This window comes from Streptomyces sp. CA189 (assembly GCF_056428985.1).
Genome location: NZ_JBWJVM010000030.1, coordinates 20,013 through 40,687 on the forward strand (window position 1 = coordinate 20,013; position 20,675 = coordinate 40,687).

At 69.3% G+C, this 20,675-nt stretch carries 19 protein-coding genes and 5 pseudogenes; 8 read left to right on the plus strand and 16 right to left on the minus strand.

The features are described from left to right. Positions 1-26: 26 nt before the first annotated feature. Entirely contained in the window at positions 27-209 is a 183-nt protein-coding gene (locus tag AC061S_RS22300; protein ID WP_478687710.1) for an early set domain-containing protein, read from the plus strand. A 17-nt stretch (positions 210-226) separates the two neighbouring features. Here the strand turns inward: AC061S_RS22300 and AC061S_RS22305 are convergent, their stop codons facing one another. Next, positions 227-475: a hypothetical protein gene (locus tag AC061S_RS22305; RefSeq protein WP_478687711.1), complete on the minus strand. Its 249-nt coding sequence runs from the start codon at positions 473-475 to the stop codon at positions 227-229. Positions 476-1,736: 1,261 nt separating this feature from the next. Between AC061S_RS22305 and AC061S_RS22310 the strand changes: the two genes are divergently transcribed. Then, on the plus strand, positions 1,737-1,889 hold the full coding sequence (locus AC061S_RS22310; protein WP_478687712.1) for a hypothetical protein: 153 nt from the start codon (positions 1,737-1,739) through the stop codon (positions 1,887-1,889). Between the two features lie 34 nt (positions 1,890-1,923). Here AC061S_RS22310 and AC061S_RS22315 read toward each other — a convergent pair whose 3' ends face one another. Continuing rightward, positions 1,924-2,088, minus strand: a complete 165-nt coding sequence (locus AC061S_RS22315) for a helix-turn-helix domain-containing protein (RefSeq protein ID WP_478687713.1) — start codon at positions 2,086-2,088, stop codon at positions 1,924-1,926. A 27-nt stretch (positions 2,089-2,115) separates the two neighbouring features. After that, positions 2,116-2,697 (minus strand): hypothetical protein, encoded by a 582-nt coding sequence (locus tag AC061S_RS22320; protein ID WP_478687714.1) that lies wholly within the window; start codon positions 2,695-2,697, stop codon positions 2,116-2,118. 1,135 nt (positions 2,698-3,832) lie between these two features. Here AC061S_RS22320 and AC061S_RS22325 point away from each other — a divergent pair. The 3 genes and pseudogenes from AC061S_RS22325 to AC061S_RS22335 all read left to right on the plus strand — a co-directional run. Next, complete coding sequence (locus AC061S_RS22325; RefSeq protein WP_478687715.1) at positions 3,833-4,087, plus strand: hypothetical protein; 255 nt, start codon at positions 3,833-3,835, stop codon at positions 4,085-4,087. Between the two features lie 841 nt (positions 4,088-4,928). Then, entirely contained in the window at positions 4,929-5,180 is a 252-nt protein-coding gene (locus tag AC061S_RS22330; protein ID WP_478687716.1) for a hypothetical protein, read from the plus strand. 339 nt (positions 5,181-5,519) lie between these two features. After that, a pseudogene (locus tag AC061S_RS22335) lies at positions 5,520-5,741 on the plus strand (IS701 family transposase); the annotation flags it as partial. A gap of 393 nt (positions 5,742-6,134) precedes the next feature. Here AC061S_RS22335 and AC061S_RS22340 read toward each other — a convergent pair. Further along, positions 6,135-6,542: a hypothetical protein gene (locus AC061S_RS22340; RefSeq protein WP_478687717.1), complete on the minus strand. Its 408-nt coding sequence runs from the start codon at positions 6,540-6,542 to the stop codon at positions 6,135-6,137. 513 nt (positions 6,543-7,055) lie between these two features. Continuing rightward, positions 7,056-9,533: pseudogene (locus AC061S_RS22345) on the minus strand (RHS repeat-associated core domain-containing protein); the annotation flags it as partial. A gap of 688 nt (positions 9,534-10,221) precedes the next feature. Here AC061S_RS22345 and AC061S_RS22350 point away from each other — a divergent pair. Together AC061S_RS22350 and AC061S_RS22355 are read left to right on the plus strand one after the other, a co-directional pair. Continuing rightward, positions 10,222-10,584 carry an early set domain-containing protein gene (locus AC061S_RS22350; RefSeq protein ID WP_478687718.1) on the plus strand — a complete coding sequence of 121 codons (363 nt, stop codon included), beginning with the start codon at positions 10,222-10,224 and terminating at the stop codon, positions 10,582-10,584. Between the two features lie 220 nt (positions 10,585-10,804). Next, on the plus strand, positions 10,805-11,290 hold the full coding sequence (locus AC061S_RS22355) for a P-loop NTPase family protein (protein ID WP_478687719.1): 486 nt from the start codon (positions 10,805-10,807) through the stop codon (positions 11,288-11,290). 279 nt (positions 11,291-11,569) lie between these two features. On the opposite strand, the gene AC061S_RS22360 is transcribed toward AC061S_RS22355, so the two are convergent. From AC061S_RS22360 to AC061S_RS22405, 10 genes and pseudogenes are all read right to left on the minus strand, one after another. Next, positions 11,570-12,019, minus strand: coding sequence for an RICIN domain-containing protein (locus AC061S_RS22360; protein WP_478687720.1), 450 nt, complete (start codon positions 12,017-12,019; stop codon positions 11,570-11,572). Positions 12,020-12,340: 321 nt separating this feature from the next. Beyond that, positions 12,341-12,844, minus strand: coding sequence for an RNA polymerase sigma factor (locus AC061S_RS22365; RefSeq protein ID WP_478687721.1), 504 nt, complete (start codon positions 12,842-12,844; stop codon positions 12,341-12,343). A gap of 109 nt (positions 12,845-12,953) precedes the next feature. Further along, a complete protein-coding gene (locus AC061S_RS22370) occupies positions 12,954-13,433 on the minus strand; it encodes a RidA family protein (RefSeq protein WP_478687722.1) in 480 nt (159 codons plus the stop codon). 66 nt (positions 13,434-13,499) lie between these two features. Next, positions 13,500-14,078, minus strand: a pseudogene (locus AC061S_RS22375) (pyridoxal-phosphate dependent enzyme); the annotation flags it as partial. 128 nt (positions 14,079-14,206) lie between these two features. After that, a pseudogene (locus AC061S_RS22380) lies at positions 14,207-15,190 on the minus strand (M20/M25/M40 family metallo-hydrolase); the annotation flags it as partial. Then, on the minus strand, positions 15,112-15,402 hold the full coding sequence (locus AC061S_RS22385) for a hypothetical protein (RefSeq protein ID WP_478687723.1): 291 nt from the start codon (positions 15,400-15,402) through the stop codon (positions 15,112-15,114). The pseudogene AC061S_RS22380 and the gene AC061S_RS22385, both read right to left, overlap by 79 nt. An 84-nt stretch (positions 15,403-15,486) precedes the next feature. Further along, complete coding sequence (locus AC061S_RS22390; RefSeq protein WP_478687724.1) at positions 15,487-15,678, minus strand: hypothetical protein; 192 nt, start codon at positions 15,676-15,678, stop codon at positions 15,487-15,489. A gap of 130 nt (positions 15,679-15,808) precedes the next feature. Next, positions 15,809-16,408, minus strand: a pseudogene (gene rsgA, locus AC061S_RS22395) (GTPase RsgA); the annotation flags it as partial. A gap of 291 nt (positions 16,409-16,699) precedes the next feature. Further along, entirely contained in the window at positions 16,700-17,734 is a 1,035-nt protein-coding gene (locus AC061S_RS22400; protein WP_478687725.1) for an IS630 family transposase, read from the minus strand. A gap of 155 nt (positions 17,735-17,889) precedes the next feature. Continuing rightward, positions 17,890-18,306: a VOC family protein gene (locus tag AC061S_RS22405; RefSeq protein ID WP_478687726.1), complete on the minus strand. Its 417-nt coding sequence runs from the start codon at positions 18,304-18,306 to the stop codon at positions 17,890-17,892. 77 nt (positions 18,307-18,383) lie between these two features. Between AC061S_RS22405 and AC061S_RS22410 the strand changes: the two genes are divergently transcribed. After that, positions 18,384-18,977 (plus strand): TetR/AcrR family transcriptional regulator, encoded by a 594-nt coding sequence (locus tag AC061S_RS22410; RefSeq protein ID WP_478687727.1) that lies wholly within the window; start codon positions 18,384-18,386, stop codon positions 18,975-18,977. 405 nt (positions 18,978-19,382) lie between these two features. On the opposite strand, the gene AC061S_RS22415 is transcribed toward AC061S_RS22410, so the two are convergent. Further along, the gene (locus tag AC061S_RS22415; protein WP_478687728.1) at positions 19,383-20,456 is read right to left on the minus strand and encodes a histone deacetylase family protein; all 1,074 of its coding nucleotides are present in this window, start codon (positions 20,454-20,456) and stop codon (positions 19,383-19,385) included. Between the last annotated feature and the right edge of the window lie 219 nt (positions 20,457-20,675).

The window sequence follows — 20,675 nt, forward strand, 5'->3', positions numbered from 1 at the left end:
CACCCTCCGCAACCACCCCACAAGAAGTGGATCAGAACCGTATGTCGAGGCCACGGTCACACACCTTCAAGCCCCGCAAGGACGGCAAGCGCGCGGTCACGGTCGCGCTGCCGAGTGAGAGCACCCATTCGTTCCGGTATCTGGCTGCCGGTGATTACTGGTTCAACGACGAAAGCGCCGGCGGCCCCAACAGGCGCCTGCACACCTGATCAGCGCCGTACCGGCGTCACCCCGCCCCGGGCTGGGCTGGGCCGTTGGCACCGGCGACACGGCCCCCGCCCTCCCACCCCAACTGCCGCTCGGCATCGGCGTACACCACGACCGTGTCCGGGTCCCGTGTTCCGCGCTCGGTGGCACGAAGCTGCTTGGTCAGCTGCTGAACCTGCCTGCCCAGGACGGCGATCGTCTCGTCCTTCTCCCGGACCAGCCGGTCCCGGTCGGCCAGGAGCCGGTCCCGGTCGGCAAGCTGTATCACCAGGCGGGCCGTCGCGGTGTCACACCGCCGACCATCGGCTCCGTCGCCAGTAGTGGCCTTCCCGGGCATCACGGGTGGCGCGGGCAGGCTCGCAGCGGCCCGGATGCGGGCTGTGGCCTGCCCGAGGGCGAACGAAGGGCGTCGCGGGTTGATCTGGACGAGCGGGTGCCGCTGCCACGGGTCCGCCGGGTCCGCGCTCAGGGAGGTAGATACGCAAGGCGCCGCCCCACGCGCTCATCCGCAGCAGCCGCCCGCTGAGCGCCTAGCTCGCTGCCTCATCGGCCATCACCGCGATCTCGCCGAGCTGCTGGTGCAGGGCGGCGGGGTCGATGAGGGGGCAGACAGGATGTGGAGATGAGCACCAGGGGCCGGAGCCGGAGGGGGTCGAAGACCCGTTCTGTGAAAGCCTGCGCCGAGTCCTCGATCACCCAAACCGCATCCGACCCCGGCTGAACGCGCGTTCTGGCCATGGGGGGTTACTCCTGCGCCGAGGGACCGGGCACACCGCGGGGACCAAGGCCGCCCTGCCGGCCGCGCACGGCGGCCGTGGTCCGCTCGCTCCCCGCCCAGACCACGCCACCACTTTCGCCGACGGTGACGCACTCCCTCGTGCAGCTTCGGCTGGACCTGCCTGTGGAGGTACGCGAACGGTCGGCACCTGCGGCCGACTCGGACAGGTTGAAGGGGCCTCCCTCACCCGGACAGGCTCCGAGCATGGCGGCGCCGCCTTTCATGCGGTGGGGATACGGGATCACGGCCGAAGTCCTTCCTGGACAGCTCCGGGGCGAGCATGCCGTCGCGGGCGTCAGCCCCCACGCCTGCCCCGGGAACCTCCGCACACTGTGCCAGGAACCCGCGGCCGGCCCAGCCCCGACCCAGGGAGGCAGGCGCTCCGGGCGCGCAGCCCCACCCGGGTAACCACCCATACAGGCGCACACCATCCGCTCGCCGGCATCGTTGGACATCCGTCACACCACCCCCGACGTGACACCGGTCAGGGCCCCGAGGAATGCACTTCGCGGGGCCCTGATCTTGGTCTCTTGTCGCCGTAACCCATTCGGGCGGTGCGGCAGGACCGATCCGCCGCACCATCCTTAGCCGTGTGGTTCACCCTCCCCCCGAGAATCACGGTCAGGGCCATCCACGCAGCCGTCACCCGGCCCTGCCCCGTGAAGAAGGAGCTGCCGGCTCCGCGTTTGGACGCCCACTGGGAGCCGGCAGCCCCTAACACCACCGTCGAGCGGTTGCGGGCAGCGCTTCGGTGCACGGTGCTCCGCGGCGGGTGCTGTACCTGGGACAGGCGCTCGGCACGCCGTACGACACCTCGACCAAGGCCACCCAGATCATCCCGGATCTCCGTCACCAGGGCCGCCGCGTCCACAAGGCGAAGATCTTCACGCCCCCACGTGCGTAACCCGACACCGCAGTGACTCCTCCAGGCCGCTCTCCTACCGGCCAGCGTTCCCGGCGCGCTCCAGGACCCGGTACACCGTCGCCCGGCTCACGGAGAACAGCTCGGCGAGATCGGCGATGGTGTGCTCGCCGCTGCTTCCTTGAAGACGGTTCTCCGCTCGACGGGCACGGCCCGAAGGCCGCGTGGATGACGCACCCATAGGTGCTGCTTCTCGGCATCGGGTCTGTCAGGGTGTATTCCTGGAGACGAGGGTGAGGGTGGCATTGACGGTGCTGGTCTCGGTGTCGGGGGTCTTAATCAGCCCGCAGGAGCCTTGTGAGCAGTTGTCCTCCCATTTGCCGGGGATGATGTTGTAGGAGACGTCCTGTGCGCGCAGGGAGCGGACTGCTCCGGTGTCCGGGTCGCAGACGTACTCTCCGGAGACTGACGTGCGATCGGAGTCGCTGACGCGGTAGTTGTTGAGGACTTGGTAGACGTATCCGGCGCTGGAGGCCCAGTGCCCTTCGATGACCGAGGTTTGACCTTCGAAGGTGGTGGTGCCGGTGACGGGGCCGAAGGCCAGTTGGCCCTGTGATTCGGTCTGTACGCCGAACACTGCGTCGTTCACAGCGGCCGTTGCGTTGTCACCGGCCAGCAGGATCGTTCCGAAGTAGGGGTTTCCGGCGCGCAGGCTCTCGATGCTGCCGCACTCCGGTGTCGTAATGGTTGCGGAAGTCTGGCTGGCGCTTGCAGCGGGTGCCGCGACAAGGGCTGCGGGCAGGGTCAGTACGGCGGCGGCCAGTGCGGGCGTCAAGCGTCTGGGGATCATGTCTGCTCCCGGGTGGGGTTGGCCCGGCGCAGCTGGCCGGGCGGTCAGGGCATGCCTTCCCCGCCGGCCGCTGGTGACTGCCGGAGTTGGTCGGGCAGGGCGTACCTGGGATTGAGGGGTGAGCGCCGGTTCGCCTGGTCAGCGCGGGTGTGGGTGGGGAGAGGATCACCGGTTCGGCCGTCGGCCAGCTGGCCAGGCTGAGCTCACTCCCCCCATGTACGTGGACCGCGGCGCCGGAGTGGCTTGTTCACGCTGGCCCCGCTATCCCTTCCGGCCGCATCTCGGCTGTCGCACAATTGAGCTGCTGAAGTACCAGTTCGTAGCCGGGCCTCGGGTCGCTGCTTCGGCGTCCGCTCCCGCGGCGGGGGCTTCCGGTGTCACTGTGTGCCGATCTCCAGTCCCGGAGCTCGATCGTCGCGTCTACCACCCGCGTACCGGCCCCTCCGGCCCCCGCGGAGATGGCGGCAACCGCGACCTCGGCCTGTCCTTCCGCCCGGGCGTCGGCCCAGGCGGCCTGACGGCCGCCCGGGCCGTTTCACCTCTCCGCCATCACCCTCATGACCTGCCGCATCACCCAGAAAAAGGCCCCCAAACCGACCATCGCCACGGCAGCCTGAGGGACCCTGCAGGCGGGTCGTCAGGTCATGCACAGGGCCCCACGGCTGCTGTGTGACGGCTGTGGGGCCCTGCGCGCCTCGATGCAGATCTTTGGAGGCGGTTGTTCAACGACCGTGAGGGCGGTGGGTTCCGGGTGACGCGCGATGTCTGTCGCGGGTTCTTGAAGACTGACCCCTAGGAGACTTCCGAAAGATGGGCCGCGGCCGGCGTCGTCGGGTAGAGCCGCGGTTACCTGCGCGAACGCATCCTCCGTGACATGGGCAATGCCCCGCGGGTGGTCGCCACGGTCATCGACTCCCAGAGCGTTCCCAGAACGACACCCGTGAGCTCGGAGCAGGGGCCCTGGAGTCGTGAGGAACAGGGCCCCTGCTGAAGCAAAAAGTAGCGGTCCGGACCGCGAGCACCACAACGACACACCGCCAGCACAGCTCATGACCAGCCCCCTGACATCGGTCTGGCAGCTGAGCCGTCCCGCACGTCCGACCGCCCCGGCGGCAGCCACGGCCGGGGCAGCCCGATGAATACGCTGACCGGCCTGATCGGACAGGTTCCCGCTCCAGCCGCGTACGCGATCCTGGCCGCCGCGGTACTGGCCGAGTCCGTGCTGCTGGTCGGCGCGTTCATCCCCACGCTGACCCCGCTGCTGGCCTCCGGCGCGCTGGCCCGCAGCGGCGACCTGAACCTGACCTTGGTCATCGCCACCGCTGCATGCGCGGTCGTGGCGGGTGACGCCTTCGGCCACCGCACCAGGCGCCTGCACCCGACTGCATGAGAGGCGGCCACCCTCAACTTCCCCTCTGGTCACAACTCCACGCTACGAGGGGAAGGTCAGCCGATCACTTGGCTGCGCTCACCCATCGATCCCGTATGGCGTGTCTTCGAGTGGCACGATGGGTCGTCCGGAGAGATGCCCGGGGAGGACGGAGTCAGTCCGGTGGGCCACTGGTGCGGTTCCTGCCCCGTCCAAGGCTGTTCGGAGCCCAGGGATGCCGGTCCGCGCGTCGGCCCTGGCCGTCGTCGCTTGCGTTTAGACCGAGCATGTCGAGGAACCGGGCGAGCTCCACGGGGTCGGAGGCGTACGAGGCGGCCGTGATTCGGGCAGCCCGACGTTCCTCGGCCACACCTGCCCGGACGAGGTAAGAGCGCACATGATCCATGAAGACGATCCGATCACGCTCCACTCCGGGGCGCAGCCCGGAGCAGTCCCGCCGTGTCGTGCTCAACACGGAAGGTCAGGCGAGGCGGTATGCCGGCACGCCGCCGGCGGGATCGCTGTCGCGACCCGGCAGCAGGACGACTCGGCGGTCGCCCGGCACGGTGGCGCCCCCGCCGCCGGAGGCGCCGAGGTGCTGAGCCGGGCACGCGGGACTAGCCTCTTAGTGAGGGCCGCTATGACGAGCCACGCGCCTACGGAGCCACACTCCTCGCCTATCGAGCGTCGGCCTTGCGCTGTGCCCGCCTTGGGGGATGCGCGGATTTCGACCGCGCCTCGGGTCACGACGTGTTACTCGTATGCGGCTACGCAACCCATCCGCGCTGCAGGCTCTGCCCATGCGAGTGCGGCCACTCCTCCAGCAGCCAAGGGCCGCGAGGAGTGGAGGAAAGAGGTAAACATGCGCGCACAGAGAGCGAAGCGTCTCTTCGTCGTGTCCGCTGCGGGCCTGCTGATGGCTGGCGGGGCCGCGCTCGGCACTGCGGGCACCGCTTCGGCGGCCGTCCCGACCCAGTCCGTCAGCTACGTCAACGGCGGCGACTGCGGTGACGACGACTACGGCCGGGGCCACGGCGGTGGCTGGTACCACAACAGCGGCTGGGACGACGACGATGACTATGGATACGGAGGCCATGGCCACGGCTGGCACTGACACGCAAGGAAAAGAAAGCGTGCGGCCCCGGAAGGGGCCGCACCTCGCCGACGCAGATCGCGGACGTCCCTTCAGTGAACGGGAAGCGGGCCCCGGATCGCCGTAGGCAGGCCAGCACACGAGACCGGGCGGAGTGACGTGGCGCACACGGAAGTCCGTGGAGGGGCTTGGCACCTGTTTCGGATCCGAGAGTGACTTAGCCGTTCTGGCGGGTGCTGGTGGCCGGGTATCGAGCACCGTCTGGGAGCATGACCTGATGGAACGAATTCGCCAGACCGTCAGTTCTGGGTCCCCGCTGGAACCGGAGATCGGGTTCTCGCGGGTGGTTTGTGGGGGCGCGGCCTGGACCAGTACGAAGTCCGCCGCTACACCGGCTGGCACCGCCACATCACCCTCGCCATGCTCGCCCACGCATTCCTGGCCGTCACCGCCGCCCACGCAAGGGAAAAGGGGGAGGCGAGCGGGACACGCCCGACCTCGTGGACCTCACACCAGCCGAGATTCGCCGTCTGCTGGCAGCTGCCCACCGGCATCCTGCTGCACGGGGCGACCACACCATGAACTGGTCACGATGGCGCCGTCGGCACCAGGCCAGAGCCCGCCGATGTCACTACATACGGCGCGGGCACTCGTTCGCGGGACGGGCCGCGCGAACCCGTCCCACTCCCGGCACCGCCCCGCTACACTCCCCACACCCAAGCCGTTGACCAGGCAAAACATCAAAATCCTGCTGGAGTACTAGTCCTGTGCGGGACGAAGCTCGGCAGCGAAGTCGACGTGCGCGGTGAAGACCCGGGCCCCTCTTCCATGCGGGACGCAGTCCGCGCCAGCCGTGACGGCCTTGAACGCGGCTGCTCAATTCGTTCAGGCGGAGAGTCGGTAGCGGAGTCCCCCCTGCCGCTGCCTCATCCCTGGCCTCGGCAGACTGGGAACTCCGCGTCAGCCTCGCGTGCGTCAGCCGAGAGGGTTGGCCCCTGAGTTCGGACCGGTCGAGCAGGGGTCAGTTCCAAATTCCTCGTTGCAGAGGATGATCGCTATGTACTTGATGTTGAAGCTGTCCGAGAGGCTGAGACCGTTATGGTTCGTCCCCGCACCGTTACAGCCGTTGTAGTCGTAGCGCAGGGTCGACGTCGTCCAGTACTGGCCATTCGTCCGGGTCACCTTGAACTTGGCGTAGACCGGGTTGGAATTACAGTTGTCGTCCTCGACATACAGGTTGATGTTCGTGAGACTACCCGCGCCCGCCCAGGTCCACGACGCGCTGGCGTGACCATAGCTGCTGCTCATACTCGTGCTGCCCGTTGCAGCGTAAGCGGATCCCGGCAGAGCGAGAACTAGAGCGGCGGATGCTGCCGCGGTCATCAGGACTCGTCGAAAGCGCATCTCGGCCTCCTTGTGAGAGTGCGGTGGAGTGGCGCCGAGAAGCCTATGACCGAATCCCCCGTTGTGACAGGGGCACGTCAGCAAATAGCTGTCGGGCCTTCCGTTCGCGTGTACAGGTCAGACAGGGCCCTCGCCCAACACTCCAAAGAGGTCCGGGACGCCACAACCCGGTCCCGTTCATCCCTCTGCGACCTTTCATCGTGGGCAGAACGCCAGGCCGCCCGCGAAATGAGCCCTGCAGCCGCCGAATACCAGCGATCCCCAGACCGTCACCGCCCGGCCACCATGCCTTCCCCCGTGATGCGGGGTGTGACAGTGGACGAAACGTAGTGGGCTGTTCAGTTCGGAGCCGGGGCTCGCAGATAGCCGACCCGGTCGGTTCCGTCGTCGAGGCGGCGATCCCCAGACCGAACCTCACGGAGGAGTGCAGCATGTCCAGGCTGGCGTGGGACCTGCGCTGGGTTCGCCACCAATTCTCGATCGAACCCCAAACCTGCCGTCGAGGTCGAACTGGTTGACCGGGTCGCCCGGGTATCCGTAGGCGTTGTCGCCGCCGCCGTAGACCGGGTCCGTGGACAGGAAGCGGCCGCTGGTCGGATTGTAGAGACGGACGCCCATCAGCATGATGCCCGTGAGGGTCTCGCTGGAGCGCTGCTTGCCGCCGAGCCAGTTGTAGCGGGTGGCCGACTGTCCGGTCCGTGCGTTGCCGTACTCGTCGTTGTCGAGCACCACGGGTGCCTGACCGGAGTCGAGCGGGAGCTGGAGGGCGACGTCACCGTGGATGTTGGTGAGATGCAGGACGGTGTCGCCGGTCTTGCTGGTGGTGGCCGCAAGGTCGCCGGAGGCGGAGTCCACGTTGCGGGTCAGCGAGCCGGTCGCCGCGTCCTCGGTGATCCAGCGGGGGTTGTCCCCGTCACCGTCGTAGTGGTTGACCTTGGAGCCGGTCTGGGTCCAGGAGGAGCCGCTCCCCGTTTCGGTCTTCCAGGAACGCAGCCGCTGGGCGGCGTCGAGCTGCCAGGTCTGCCGCTTGGAGCCGGAGACCTGCTGGTGGACCATGTCGCTGGAGTAATAGGAAATAGTGCTGTTCGGCACGGTGGTGCTGCGCCCGAAGGCGTCGTAGGCGTAGCCGCTGTCCAGGAGCCGGTCGGCGCTGTCGTAGCTGTGGGTGGTGGTCGTGCCCCCGGTGAGGGGGCAGTCCGCGCCGGGGGTGCCGGCTGCGGAGGTGAGAGACGTGCGGTTGGTGCGGTTGTCGAAGGTGTAGGTCCGCTTCGTGCAGATGGTGTCCGCGGTGTCCTCGACGGTGGTCAGTCGCCCGATGGCGTCGTAGCCGTACGACTGGCCGGACCAGCCCGCGTGCTTGGTGACCTGCCCGTGGATGGATTCGGAGACCGTGTCGGAGAGTACGACCGCATTGTCGCTGTCGCGCGTGTAGGTCCGCTTCAGCGGGCTTCCGGTGGTGTCCTCTTCCACCTTCAGCGTATATCCGCCCGGCAGATTCTCGCTGCTGACGGAGCCGTCGGCGTCGTAGGTGGCCTGGAAGGCGCCTGCGACGGAGTCAGTGACCTTCGTTGCCAGGCCGCGCGGCTCGACTGCGTGATCGTAGGTGTAGACCGCGCTGGACGGGCTGTTGTCAGCCGTGTTGACCGGACGGTTGAGAAGGTCGTACGCGGTGGTCGTCGTGCCGCCGTCGGCGTCCGTGTAGGAAGTCTGGCGGCCGAGCTTGTCGAAGGACTTGACGATGGTGCCGCCGGTGTCCGAGGTGACCTTGACGGCGCGGCCGCTGGCCGGGTCGTACTCGGTCGTGGTGGTCGGGACGGCCTGGCCTATCCCGCCGCCGACGGCTACGACCGTGGGACGGCCCGCGTTGTCGTGGGCGGTCGTGGTGGTGCGGGTGACGCCGTTCGCGGTCTCGGTCGTCTTGGCCGCGGTACCCCACCAGTTGTACTCGATGGTGGAGGTCGGCATCTGGGTCGGGTGAGAACCGCCGCCGGTGATCGCGCCGGCGGGTCCGGTCGAGCAGACCTGGTCTGCCCATTCGGGACGGCCCTGGCAGGTGCCGGAGCCGGTCGCGGACCAGTACGTGGTCACACGGGTGCCGGCGTCGGTGCCGTTGGAGCCGGGCAGCAGCTTGGTGACGCGGCCCTGCGAGTCGTATTCGGTGGTCGTGGTGTTCGCGAGGCCGCCGGGGTCCTTGATGGACTTCGTGGGCAGACCCTTGGCCCAGTCGTACTCGGTCTGGGTAGCGCGGGGCTCGCCCTGGACGGTCGGGTGCTCACGCACCTGTGCCCCCGTGGTCACCCTGGTGGGCTGGTCCTTGACCTTCGCGGTGCCGTCCGTGGGCCGGCCCGCGTCGTACTCGTTGGTCGTCCAGGTACGCGCTGTGGCCGAGGTGCCGGCCGGGGCGAGTACGGTCGTGCCGGACTGCAGGTCGGCAGTGAGTTCGATCCGCCGCAGGGGTCCGAACTCTTCCAGTTCACGGCTGCCGGCCGCGTCGTAGACCGACGAGGTGGACAGCAGGACGGCCCGCTCCGCCGAAGGCAGGGAGGCAATGCCGAGGTCGTTCTGCGCGGCACGGTCCTCGGCGTTCACGCCGAGCGCGAGGGACCGGTTCGAGGCCGAGAGCTCGCGCACGCTGTTGCCGAAGCGGTCGTGCTCGGTCGTGGTGATGTGTCCGCCGGGCGTGACCGTGTTCACCGAACGTCCGGAGACGTTCAAGTACGTGATGTCGGCGCGCTTGTAAGCCGAGTTCGTCAGGCCCTCGCGCGAGTGGGAGGAGGGTACCGAGTCACCGGGGAACACAGCGGCCGCATCGGTGGGGGCATCGTTCTGTCCCCAGGCCTTCACGTCGGCGGAACCCATGGCGTGCGGGGCCTTGGCCCCGGTCAGCGGGATGTCGTAGACGACTGAGGTGACGGCGGTCCCCTCCAGCACGTCGTTGGTGCCCTGCTTGAGGCCGGAGCGGGATGCGCGTGTGGGCCTGGTGCGGCGGTGTGCGGCGAGCCGCCCGTGTTCGGGGTGTGGCTATTGGCATTCTTGCGATGTAGTCCTTCAGTGTCCCGAGGCGCGCGGGTCGGCTGACGTAGGCCCCGGGTTGTCCTGCCCGGGGCCTACGCCGTGTCGGTCGCCGGGTGCAGCGGTACGCGGGGGCGCCGGCCACCGCCGGCAGGCAGGCGGGGCGGCCTGGAGTTCGGGAGTGGTCGGGGCGTGACAGAGCCCGGCCGGGTGACTACGGGCCTGGCCGGGCTCTGCGTGCGTGGGGTGCCGCTGTGCTCAGGAGTCGTCGTCGCGGAGCGGTTCTTCCTCGCGGCGCCGCTCCGTCTCCTCGGGCCGCCGGCCGCGGGAGGGGGCGCCGGGCTCGGGAGGGGGCGCCGGGCTCGGGGTGGACCGGGTCCTGCCCGGGCCGCAGCGGGCGCTGCTCCTGACGGCCCTTGCCCGGTTCCTGGCGCTTGTCCTGCGTACCGCCCATGACTGCGACTCCTCTTGATGCGGGGGTGCGGTTTCCTCCCGCCCACGCTTACACGCAGCGTCACGTTCTGCACTATTTGAGCTACGGATGGTGGCGGGGGGTGATGTGTGGAGGCATCGGGGTGCGGGCTGGGTGGCGGGTATGCAGGATGGGCGGCACACCCCGTCCGCCCGCGCCGTCAGGAGCCGATTCATGCTGGAGCGCAAGCTGCGTGACGACCGTACCGAGGTCGACTTCAATCTTCCCGTCGGCAGGCCGCCCGGACCGGTCGGTGTGGTGGGTGACTTCAACGACTGGCAGCCCGGCGTCCACACCCTTCACGCGCGCAGGGCCGGGGAGGGGGCGGTCACGGTGGCGCTGGCGAGCGAGAGCACGCATTCGTTCCGGTATCTGGCGGCCGGTGACTACTGGTTCAACGATGAGAGCGCCGGGGACCAGGAAGGTCCCAGCAGCCCGCCTGCACAACTGACGGCCCAATCGGCTTGGCGGGTGCAGGCGTTGAAAGGGTCGACACGTGCCCCCGGTCCTCACCTCCACGGGCCGGTATCCCTGTGATGGTCCGGCTACCGCGCCCGGCGGCAGGACCGTCGTCATTTCCTGGCGCGGGTGTCGTGGTCTGCTGTGGGGGTGAGCTGCGAAGTGAACCCGGTCCCCTGGTCCGGGCCGGAGCCCGCTTCGATCGCAGCCTGCATGTGGGGTGCGACAAGGCCGACGCGGCTGACTGCCCTCGGTTGACGAGTGGGTGTCCTGGAACCGGCCTGGCACCATGGCGGCCATGAAGAAGGTTGTGATCCTGGGTCGTGGCGGTGCTGGGAAGTCGACTCTGGCAGCCCGCCTGGGCGAGATCACCGGGTTTCCGGTCGTCGAGCTGGACAAGCACTTCTGGCGGCCAGGGCTCGAAGCCACACCTCCCGACCAGTGGGCCGCCGTTCAAAGGGGACTCGTCCGGCCCGATACTTGGATCATGGATGGCGACCTCGGACCCTACGATGTCCTCGACGTCCGACTCCGGGCAGCGGACACCATCATCCTGCTGGATTTCTCGTTCGGGCGCTGCGCCTGGCGAGCGATTAGGCGGTCTCGGGAGCGTGCCGACTTCTGGCTCTGGCTGTGGGCTTGGCGATACCGGAGCCGACCGCTCCTCCTCACGGCGATCGCGACCCACGCCGACCATGCCGACCTGCATGTGATTCGGAACCCGCGCGGGCTGCGACGCTTCGTCGCGCACGTTACAGCCGACCTGGGACTCGGCCGGTCCTGACTCCATCCGCAGTGATCATGCAGCAGAGCGCGGGTCTGTACGGTCAACGGCTTGCGTGGGTCTGGGCTTGTGGCGCCCTCTCGGTCAGGGGAGGACGCCACAGTGCCGGTCAGGCCCGCGGCTCCAGCCTGAAGCGGTGGGCGGGGTGGCCGTATGTGTTGCTGTCCTGGATGATCGGGGCGCCGGAGGAGAGTTCGGAGATGTCACAGAGGAAGAGGAAGGGGTGCCCGCACCATCCCAGCGTTTTGCTATTCCTTTACTTTGGCGGGCTGGGGCAGGTCAGGTACCGGTGCGGAAGCGCAGCCTCGGGGAGCCGTAGTAGTTGTTCGAGTACACGACGGGCTCGCTGGGGCCGAGAATGCCTTCCTGGGACCAGTTCTCGGCGCCGAGCTGGCGCCGACTGCCGCCGGCGGCGGGGACTTCGGTGAACACGTAGTAGCTGCCGTCGGGGTGCCTGGAGAAGGTGAACATCTGGTCCGTGCCCTCGGCGCGACAGGCCCGCAGCGCGGCCGGGGTCCGATGCTCGTTTCCAGCGGAGTAGTCGAGACACTGCCCGGTGGCGGCATTGCGCAGCCCGGTCGGGGTGCTTTCGGGTGAGGCGGAGAAGGTTTCCCAGGTCTGGTCGCGCCCGCCGTCGCAGGCGTTGAGGACGACCGCCTGGCCGCGCGGTTCCAGGCAGGTGCCCTCCTCATGGTTGACGGACCTCGTCGACCACGAGGCCGGCCCCATAGCCCTGGCCGGCCCGGCAGTCACCGTAGGCGTACCGGAAGGCTGCACCTGGGGACTTGCCCTCGGGACGGGGGCGGGGCGGGTGTGCTGGTTTTCGCGGCCGGCAGAGCGGCGGAGACAGTGGGCACCAGGTGGTCAAGGGCGGTCCGGCTGGGCTCGCTGCTCGCGCGCCGTTGCAGCTGCCGCGGTGCGTCGCTGCTGAACGGCTGCGTCCAGACCAGGACCCCGGCGGTGACCGCGGCGAGACAGGCTCCGGCCAGTGTGCCGACCCGTGCCGGCGCCGTCGCCACGTTCGCGGACAGGGCGCCGTCGCTCATGCAGTCACCGGAGAGTCCGGCCGCGTTCGCGCCGGCGGCGCCTGCTTCGGCGGCCGCTGCGGGCCGCCAGATAGGTGGTGTCGCCCCACAGCAGCAGCACCGACGGCACGAACGTGTGCATCCGCTCGCTCAGATCCCGCAACTCCAGCACCGCATGCCGACAGCGGTCACACGAGTCGAGATGCCGCTCGAGATCCCGGTTGGGGCGGCGCCCGGTCCGCCGGAAAGCAGCCGCAAGCAGCATGCCGTAACGGCGGCACTCCTCGGACTGCCCCTCCTCCAGATACACGCTCAGGTACGCCTCACGCAGCCCCTCCCGGGCCCGGGCCGCCAGCGAGGCCACACCACTGGCCCCGATACCCAGGAGCATCCCCACCTGCTCGGTGCTCTCGCCCTCGACGGTGGTGTGCCACAGCACCGCCTGCCAGCGCTCCGGCAGCGACCGGAAACTGCGCAACACCAGGCTGCTCTCCTCGCACCGGAGCATCCGCTCCTCGGCGCTCTCCACCGTGGGAAACCAGCCAGCCACTGCTCGAAGTCGGGGGCCAGCTCAGTCCGGCGGCCCGCCCGACAGCAGCGATCAGCGGCGTCTCATCACCCCGACCGAAGCGGCGAGGTTAGACGCCCATCGGAGCGTGGAGTTCGACGAGGATCTCCACCTCGACGGGGGAGTCCAGCGGGAGCACGCTCACGCCGACCGCGCTGCGGGCGTGGATGCCCGCGTCGCCGAAGGCGGTGCCCAGCAGCTCGCTCGCGCCGTTGAGCACGCCGGGCTGTCCCGTGAAGTGCGGGTCGCTGGCCACGAAGCCGACCACGTTGACCACGCGCTTCACGGCGGAGAGGTCCCCGGCGACGGAGGTGATGGCGGCCAGCGCGTTGAGCGCGCACTGCTGCGCCAGCTCCTTGGCCTGCTCCGGGGTGACCTCGGCGCCGACCTTCCCGGCGAGGGGGAGGGCGCCGTCGACCATCGGGAGCTGGCCGGAGGTGTACACGTAGTGCCCGCTCTGCACGGCGGGCACGTAGACGGCGACCGGCGAGGGCGTCGGCGGCAGCTTCAGGCCGGCGGCGGCGAGGCGCTCTTCGGGGGTGCTGGTCATGGGCGGATCTCCTTGTGGTCGCTGTCGCTGGTCCGGCTCATCGGGTCGGCTCACCGGGTCGTCGGTTCACCGGTTCAGTTCGCCGGTGAGCAGGAAGCGCTCCACGCGCTCCCGGTACGGAGCGATGTCGATGCCCTGCCCGGCCAGCCAGCCGTCCGAGTAGTACTTGTCGAGGTAGCGCTCGCCCGGGTCGCACAGCAGCGTCACGATGCTGCCGCGCTCACCGCGGGCCTTCATCTCGGACACGAGCTTGAACGCCGCCCACACTCCCGTGCCGGTGGACGCACCGCACTTGCGGCCGAGGAGCCCTTCGAGCACCCGGATGGTGGCGATGGACGCCGCGTCGGGCACGCGCATCATCCGGTCGACGGCGCCGAGGATGAAGCTCGGCTCCACCCGCTGGCGGCCGATGCCCTCGATGCGCGAGCCGACGGCGGTGGTGACCCCGGGGTCCTGGTCCAGCCAGCCCCCGAAGAACGCGGAGTTCTCCGGGTCGGCCACGCAGATGCCGGTGGCGCGCTGGGTGTAGTGGACGTAGCGGGCCAGCGTGGCGGAGGTGCCGCCGGTGCCGGCGGCGGCATCGATCCAGGCCGGCTCGGGGTGCGGCTCCCGCTCCAGCTGGCGGAAGATCGAGTCGGCGATGTTGACCGTTCGAAGGATTCAGGACACCGCCCGCACCGCCGGCAGCCGGGACAGCATGGGGCCTGAGCCAGGACCATGCGCTCCAGCTCGGCCGGGTCCAGGGACTCGTCGGCCGAGTGGATACGGGCCTGGGCCACGTCCTCCGGGCCCCAAAGGATCACCGCCGCGTCCGGGGAGACCGACTGGAGCGTGGACACCAGCCCGATCGCGCCGCCCGCGCCGATAGCGCCCGCCTCGCGGCCGAAGGCGTCCGACAGCGCGTCGCGGGCCGCCTCGAAGTACGGGTGCACGGTGTGCACGGTGTGCACGGCGAAGGGGTGCCCGCCTTCAGGGGTGTCACTTCCACGTGGGCGCCCCACGGCGCCGACGCCCGCAGATGGGTCATCAGGATTCCGAGCTCGTGCTCCGGGTCCGCGCCCGGCGGCACCCGGATCGAGATCCGCGCCGCCGCGGCCGGGATCAGGACGTTCGCCGCCTCCGGGATCGTCGGGGCGTCCAAACCCAGCACGCTCACCGAAGGCCGCGACCACAGGTGGGACGCGGGGGAGTGGGAGCCGATGAGCGAGACCCCGTCCAGCAGGCCGGCGTCGGCCCGCAGGCCGGAGGGGTCCATGTGCGGGCCGGTCCACTCCGTCCCGGCGGGCCGGGGTACGGCCACGTCGCCCCGGTCGTCGTGCAGGGTGGCCAGGATCCGGGTCAGCGCGATCAGGGCGTCCGGGGCCGGCCCGCCGAAGACACCGGAGCAGCGTGGAGACTCGCACGTCGCATACCACGGTCCCGCGCAGACCCGTCGTTAGGGCCGGCTCGCCGACCCGCAGGTTGCCCACGTCGGCGATCACGAAGGCGTCGCAGGCGAACAGCTCGGGGTGGGCGGTGACGTACGGGCCGAGGTGGCCGACGGTCTCCTCCTCACCCTCGACCAGGATCCGCAGATTCACCGGCGGCCGGCCCCTGAAGGCCCGCAGGGTCGCCGCGTGCATTGCGATCCCGCCCTTGTCGTCCGCGACGCCCCGGCCGTAGATCCGGCCATCCTCCTTCAGGGTGGCCGTCCACGGGTCGGGGCTCCAGCCCTGTTCGGGCGGGGCGGGCTGGACGTCGTAGTGCGCGTACAGCAGGACGGTCGGCGCGCCGGGGGGCCGGGCACCTCCGCGTAGACGGCCGGATACCCGTCCGGGATGTCCAGCAGGCGGGCGTCTGCCGCCCCGCTGCGGCGCAGCATTTCGGTGGTGGCCTCGGCGGTCTTGAGGACCGGGTCGGCGGGGAAGCCCGGGAACGCCACGGAGGGCAGCGACACCAGGCTGGCCAGCTCCGCCAGGACCTCCGGCATCAGGCGCGGACCCGGGAGGCGAGTTCCTCCGGAGTGCTATGCGTAGGCGACGTGCTCGACGTGTTGTGCATGAGGGAGGACCTCCTAGGAGACGAGGGACGCGATGGCGAGACCGACACCGACCGAGACCACCCACGAGACCAGCATCGGGATCGTGAAGGAGTGGTAGACCACGAACCGGCCGAGCCGGGTGGAGCCCGTCTTGTCCAGCTCCACTGCGGCGATCTGCGAACCGTTGGCCGGGAAGAGCCAGACACCGCCGAGCGAGATCCACATGGCCGTGACCGTGGCCGGGCTGAGCGCGGCGAGGCCGATCGGAGCGATGGTGCGAGTCGCGGTGGACTGGCTCGTTGTGAGACCGACGACGAGGAAGAAGCCGACGGCGACCAGGTACGGATGGTCCGATCGGCACGATTGTTCCCGACAGCGCGGCCGGCACAGTGTCCATTCCCTCGCCGGTTACGGCACTGGTGACAAAGGCGTCGACCCCCGGGGCGAGCGCCGAGACGTCGGCTACCGCGGCCTGGGTATTGGGGCACTGGTCGGCCTTGGTGAGAACGATCACCGGTTGGGCCCCGCTCTCCCAGGCCAGAGCGACCATGCGCTCGATACGCCCGGGCTTGACGGGTGCGGCCAGCGAGACGGTCACGGCGACGGTGTCGATGTTGGCGGCCGGCACTTGGCCGCGGGAGGTATGCGACGCGGTCGAGAGGACCAGAGCCGTCCGCCGCTCCAGTACCGCTACAACGGACGCCGCCTGGCCGGCCGTGGCCGGCCGCAGGGCAGCCCAGTCGCCGGTGCACGGCAGCAGCCGCCCCTCACCGGTGGCGGCGGCCGGGATCTGGGCACGGACCGGTCCGGTACGGGTCGAAGGCGGGCCGGCACGCCTCGTCCCACCCGTAGGCCGAAAGGTATAGGGAGAAGAATCGAGGGATGGTTGAGGCAAAGTAGAGACCCTTGAATAGGGACCCCGATGAGTGCAAGGCGGAGGTCGCCACCGGAGCAAGTCAGCTTCCGACGGGAGAAACGTCAGGTCAGACCGGGGCCCGGGACGTGAGAATGGTCCGGGCGCTGCCCGCGGCAGCGGCCTCTACGGCAGTCATCAACTCGGCTCCCTTTCGCTCCAGCAGGTCGACCCTGCTTGTCACTACTTAGTGGTCGGCTCCGGAAGCCCTTCGGGGGTCGATCACGCTGCGAGTGCCGTGGAGGATTCTTCCGGTAGGTCGGTGACTGTGTGCCGGTCGAGTCTGGCCAGCAGATCGTCCAGGTCGGAGGTGGTGAACTTCCACTGGAACGGCTATGCCGTGGCGTTGTAGCGGTCTTCGAATCTTCGGAGCCGGTCCCGGACCTGGTCGAGGTCGGTGAAGTCGTTGGGCGTCACGACCTTGCGCTGCACGATGGAGAAGAAGATCTCTATTTGGTTCAGCCAGGAGGCGTGGACGGGTGTGTGGACCAAGACGGCGTTCGGGAACCTGGCGGCCAGGCGGTCGATGGCCGACTTGCCGCGGTGCGAGGAGCCGTTGTCGACTATGAAGAAGACCCGTTTCGCGTTGGCGTAGGGCTCGCTGGTCATCACCTGCTCGACCAGTTTCATGAACGGCGCGATGCCTGTGGTCTGTTCACAGCGGCCGAAGACTTCGGCTCGGTGGATGTCGTAGGCGGCCAGGTAGGCCAGGGCTCCGCCGCGCCCGTAGGTGTGGTTGACGCGCATCGCTCGGGCCTGGCCGGGGGCCAGGGTGGGATGACAGCGACAGCGGGCTTGGACGGAGGTCTTCTCATCCGCGGAAATGACGTACTCGTCTTCGCCGAGCGGGGCGCCGTCGAAGATGCGGGCGTAGAGGTCCAGGACCCGTTGGGCCGTGGCGCGGAAGTTCGGGTCACGGATGAAGATCCAGGAGCGGTGCTGCCAGGGCTTGAGCGCGTCGTCCTTGAGCCAGCGACGTACCGTGGAGGCGGAGATCGTGTCGGTGATGGCCCGGGTGACGGCCTCACGTGCGAGCTCGGGGCATGACCAGCGGGAGAGCGGGGCTCCGGACTCGGCGGGCAGCTGGCAGGCCAGTGCCTTGACTTCGGCGGTCTGCAGAGCGGTGAACGTCGGTGGCCGCCCCGACCGTTTGCGGTCGTCAAGGGCAGGCATCCGACCGGCCGCGAATCGGCCGCGCCAGCGGCGCACTGTGTCCACGTGCAGCCGATTCTCGGCGGCGATCCAGGCGTTGCCACGGCCTCGCGCGGCGAGGAGCACGATCGTCGCGCGCTGGCGTGCCTGGTGCGGGGTCTTGTGGCCGTAGGCCATCCTCGCGAGCCGGTGGCGCTCGGAAGCAGTCAGCTCCACGGGCACGGCGGAGCACACGGGCATGGAAGGAGAGCGGCCCATCTCTCGGGGCGGTGAATGGGAGGGACAGGGTCGGCTTCCCTCACGGCACAGTTTTCAAGTTGCCGGTGGCCAGGGCGTGTTCGACAGGTTGTATTCGAACACGCCCGTCGCGGTCAGCTGGTGACGTACTGCTCGGAGTATTCCGCGGTGGGAGCGATGGGTGTGATCACGTCGATCAGGACGCCGTTGGGATCGGCCACGATGAAGTGCCTTTGCCCGAAGTCCTCGCTGCGCAGTTCAAGGACGGGGTGCAGCCCCTCGCTGGTGACGAGCCGTTCCCATTCCGCGTCCACGTCCTCCACTTCGAAGTTGAGCAGCAGGCCCTGTGTGGGGATCCGGTGGCCCTTGGGAACCGTCGGGTGGCTGTGGTCGAGGAGGGCGAGCTCGTACCCGGGATCTCCCGGCTGGCGCAGGCTGATGTACCAGTCGGCCTCGAACGTCGTCTCGAACCCCAGCAGCCGGGTGTAGAAGTCGCGGGACTCTCGCAGCTTCGCTGTGCCGATCACGGGATAGAAGCCGGTCAGCTTCATGCCTGAACCCCTTTCGCATACCATCAGTATGCGAATGACGCTATTCGCATACCTTCGGTATGTCAATGAGGAGTGCGATGCGACAGCACGGCATCCGGGCACAGCAGCGGGAGCAGACCAGGCAGGCGCTGCTGCGGGAGGGCAGGCGCCTGTTCTCAGGCAGCGGCTACGGCGCGGTGGGCCTGGCGGAAATCGTCCAGGCAGCCGGGGTGACCAAGGGCGCGCTCTACCACCACTTCACCGGCAAGGCGGACCTCTTCCGCGCCGTCCTCGAGGAGATGCAGCAGGAAGTGGGCCGGCGCGTGGCGGAGGCCGCCGACGACTACGACGATCCCTGGACCCAGCTGACCGTCGGCTGCCAGGAGTTCCTCACCGCGACCACCGATCCGGACATCCAGCGCGTCATGCTGGTCGACGGGCCTGCCGTACTGGGATGGAGCCAGTGGCGGGCGATGGACGAAGCCGCCTCGGCCCGCCACCTCGCCGACGCGTTGTCCTCCCTCATCGACGCAAGGATCATCGCCCCGCAGCCAGTCGCACCACTGGTCCACCTGCTGTCAGGGGCAATGAACGAGGCCGCCCTGTGGCTCGCATGCTCCTCCGACCCCAAAGACCTGGACCACACCAAAGCCGCGTTGACGCAACTGCTGCAGGCCCTGCGAACCGGTTGACTTGATGACCACATCACGGGGCGCAATCGCTCCGCCATCGACCCATGCACCCCACACGACCAGTGCTCAAGTCAACCCCCGAAGGACTTCCGGAGCCGACCACTTAGCATGACTAGACGCAAGCCCAGGAATCGTCACCCGTCGGGTACGCCCCGTCGCCCTGCGCGGGCGGGGCACCGGCGCGGCGGCCGCCGCGGCCAGGCCGCTCCGGCGGCCCCCGGGCCAGTGAACCAAGATCCAGCCGCTCGCGGGGTCGGCCTCATGTCGCACGATCGTCCACGTGCCCGCGCAGGTTGCCGGCGCGATCCTGACCGACGCGATCGGCGAGCCGCTGGTGAAGTGGTCCGCCCACGACCGCTCCGCGGGGAACCTCCCGCTTGGCGGCTGGGCAGCTGTCCGCGTTGATCAGCCTGCCTCATGCAGTCCCGTGAGGGTGTCCACTACGAGTGAGCCGAGCGTCGGCAGGTGGTAGCCGCCTTCTTGCACCGCGACCGTGGGCAGGCCGAGCGCACCCAGTAGCCTGCCGGCTTCGCGGTAGCCGGAGGCCGTGACCCGCAGCGGGCTCTCCGGATCGTCCCCCGCCGCGTCCACCCCTAGGGACACCACCAGTGCCTCGGCGCCGAACTCCTGGGCTTTGATCGTCAGTTGTTCGATGCCGGCCAGCCAGCCGTCGTCGCCTGTGCCCGGATCCAGCGGCACATTGGCAGTGCGGCCAAAGCCGGCGCCGGATCCCGTCTCGTCGGCGAAGCCGAGGTAGTGCGGGAACCAGCCGGCGCCCGGGTCGACATGTGCCGAGCCGTAGAACACGTCCGGGCGCTCCCAGAAGATGGCCTGGGTGCCGTTGCCGTGGTGCGCGTCGATGTCGAGAACGGCGACTTTCGCGTACCCGGCGTGGCGCAGTGCCTCGGCCGCCACTGCTGCGTTGTTGAGGTAGCACGAGCCGCCGTAGCCGCCGGGCGCCGCATGGTGGCCCGGCGGGCGGCACAGCGCGTACGCCAGCCGACTGCGGCCGCTCGCCACCAGGCCGGCCGCTGTGAGCGCGACGTCCACCGCAGCGCGGGCGGCCGGCCAGGTGCCTGGCCCGATGAGCGTCATCGTGTCGTAGCACCACAGTCCCGCGCGGGCGTGCGCGGCGGCTGGGACGCGCGCGGGTAGCCCGTTCAGCATGGCCGCGGTGGGGAAGACGTACGGCACCACGCGGTCCTGTCCGGGCACCTCCCGGTATCCGCCCTTCTGCCACTGTTCCCAGCCGTCGCGCAGATGACGCAGCAAGCCCGGGTCGTGCACGACGGCGAGTAGTTCGTCGCCGTGCGGCATCGCGGGCACGAACTCGGCACCGGTCGCTTCCAGGGCGTGGCGGATCACCGTCTGACGCTCTGGGACCTCGGCCGCCGGGATGCGTACGCCAACCCAGATCTCGGCGGCCGGGTCGTGGGCCAGGCAGTGGTCCGACCAGACGGCGGTGAGCGGGGTGGTCACTGTGTCTCCCTGGGGGAAGGTCCAGGCATCCGGAGGCTGGCCGTCGGCAGGTCCGCCGGCCATCGAGTCTCGGGTATGTGCAACCCCTCAGCCTGGTCACCCCTCGTCGGCGCGGAGGACGTGCGCTGCCCGCCGTGCCGTGCGGTGTGAGGGGCGTCTACCGCGGGTCCGGCCGTGCTGCGCTCTGCCGGTCCCGGGCAGCGGTGCCTCGCGTAGTCC

Bases quoted from the DNA above. Each gene is read 5' to 3' on its own strand.
- AC061S_RS22320 (WP_478687714.1), bottom strand. From the start codon at position 2,697: ATGATCCCCAGACGCTTGACGCCCGCACTGGCCGCCGCCGTACTGACC.
- AC061S_RS22410 (WP_478687727.1), top strand. From the start codon at position 18,384: ATGCGACAGCACGGCATCCGGGCACAGCAGCGGGAGCAGACCAGGCAG.
- AC061S_RS22360 (WP_478687720.1), bottom strand. From the start codon at position 12,019: ATGGGGCCGGCCTCGTGGTCGACGAGGTCCGTCAACCATGAGGAGGGC.
- AC061S_RS22350 (WP_478687718.1), top strand. From the start codon at position 10,222: ATGCTGGAGCGCAAGCTGCGTGACGACCGTACCGAGGTCGACTTCAAT.
- AC061S_RS22370 (WP_478687722.1), bottom strand. From the start codon at position 13,433: ATGACCAGCACCCCCGAAGAGCGCCTCGCCGCCGCCGGCCTGAAGCTG.
- AC061S_RS22340 (WP_478687717.1), bottom strand. From the start codon at position 6,542: ATGACCGCGGCAGCATCCGCCGCTCTAGTTCTCGCTCTGCCGGGATCC.
- AC061S_RS22405 (WP_478687726.1), bottom strand. From the start codon at position 18,306: ATGAAGCTGACCGGCTTCTATCCCGTGATCGGCACAGCGAAGCTGCGA.
- AC061S_RS22315 (WP_478687713.1), bottom strand. From the start codon at position 2,088: ATGGGTGCGTCATCCACGCGGCCTTCGGGCCGTGCCCGTCGAGCGGAG.
- AC061S_RS22385 (WP_478687723.1), bottom strand. From the start codon at position 15,402: ATGCCGGAGGTCCTGGCGGAGCTGGCCAGCCTGGTGTCGCTGCCCTCC.
- AC061S_RS22355 (WP_478687719.1), top strand. From the start codon at position 10,805: ATGAAGAAGGTTGTGATCCTGGGTCGTGGCGGTGCTGGGAAGTCGACT.
- AC061S_RS22330 (WP_478687716.1), top strand. From the start codon at position 4,929: ATGCGCGCACAGAGAGCGAAGCGTCTCTTCGTCGTGTCCGCTGCGGGC.
- AC061S_RS22325 (WP_478687715.1), top strand. From the start codon at position 3,833: ATGAATACGCTGACCGGCCTGATCGGACAGGTTCCCGCTCCAGCCGCG.
- AC061S_RS22390 (WP_478687724.1), bottom strand. From the start codon at position 15,678: ATGTGGATCTCGCTCGGCGGTGTCTGGCTCTTCCCGGCCAACGGTTCG.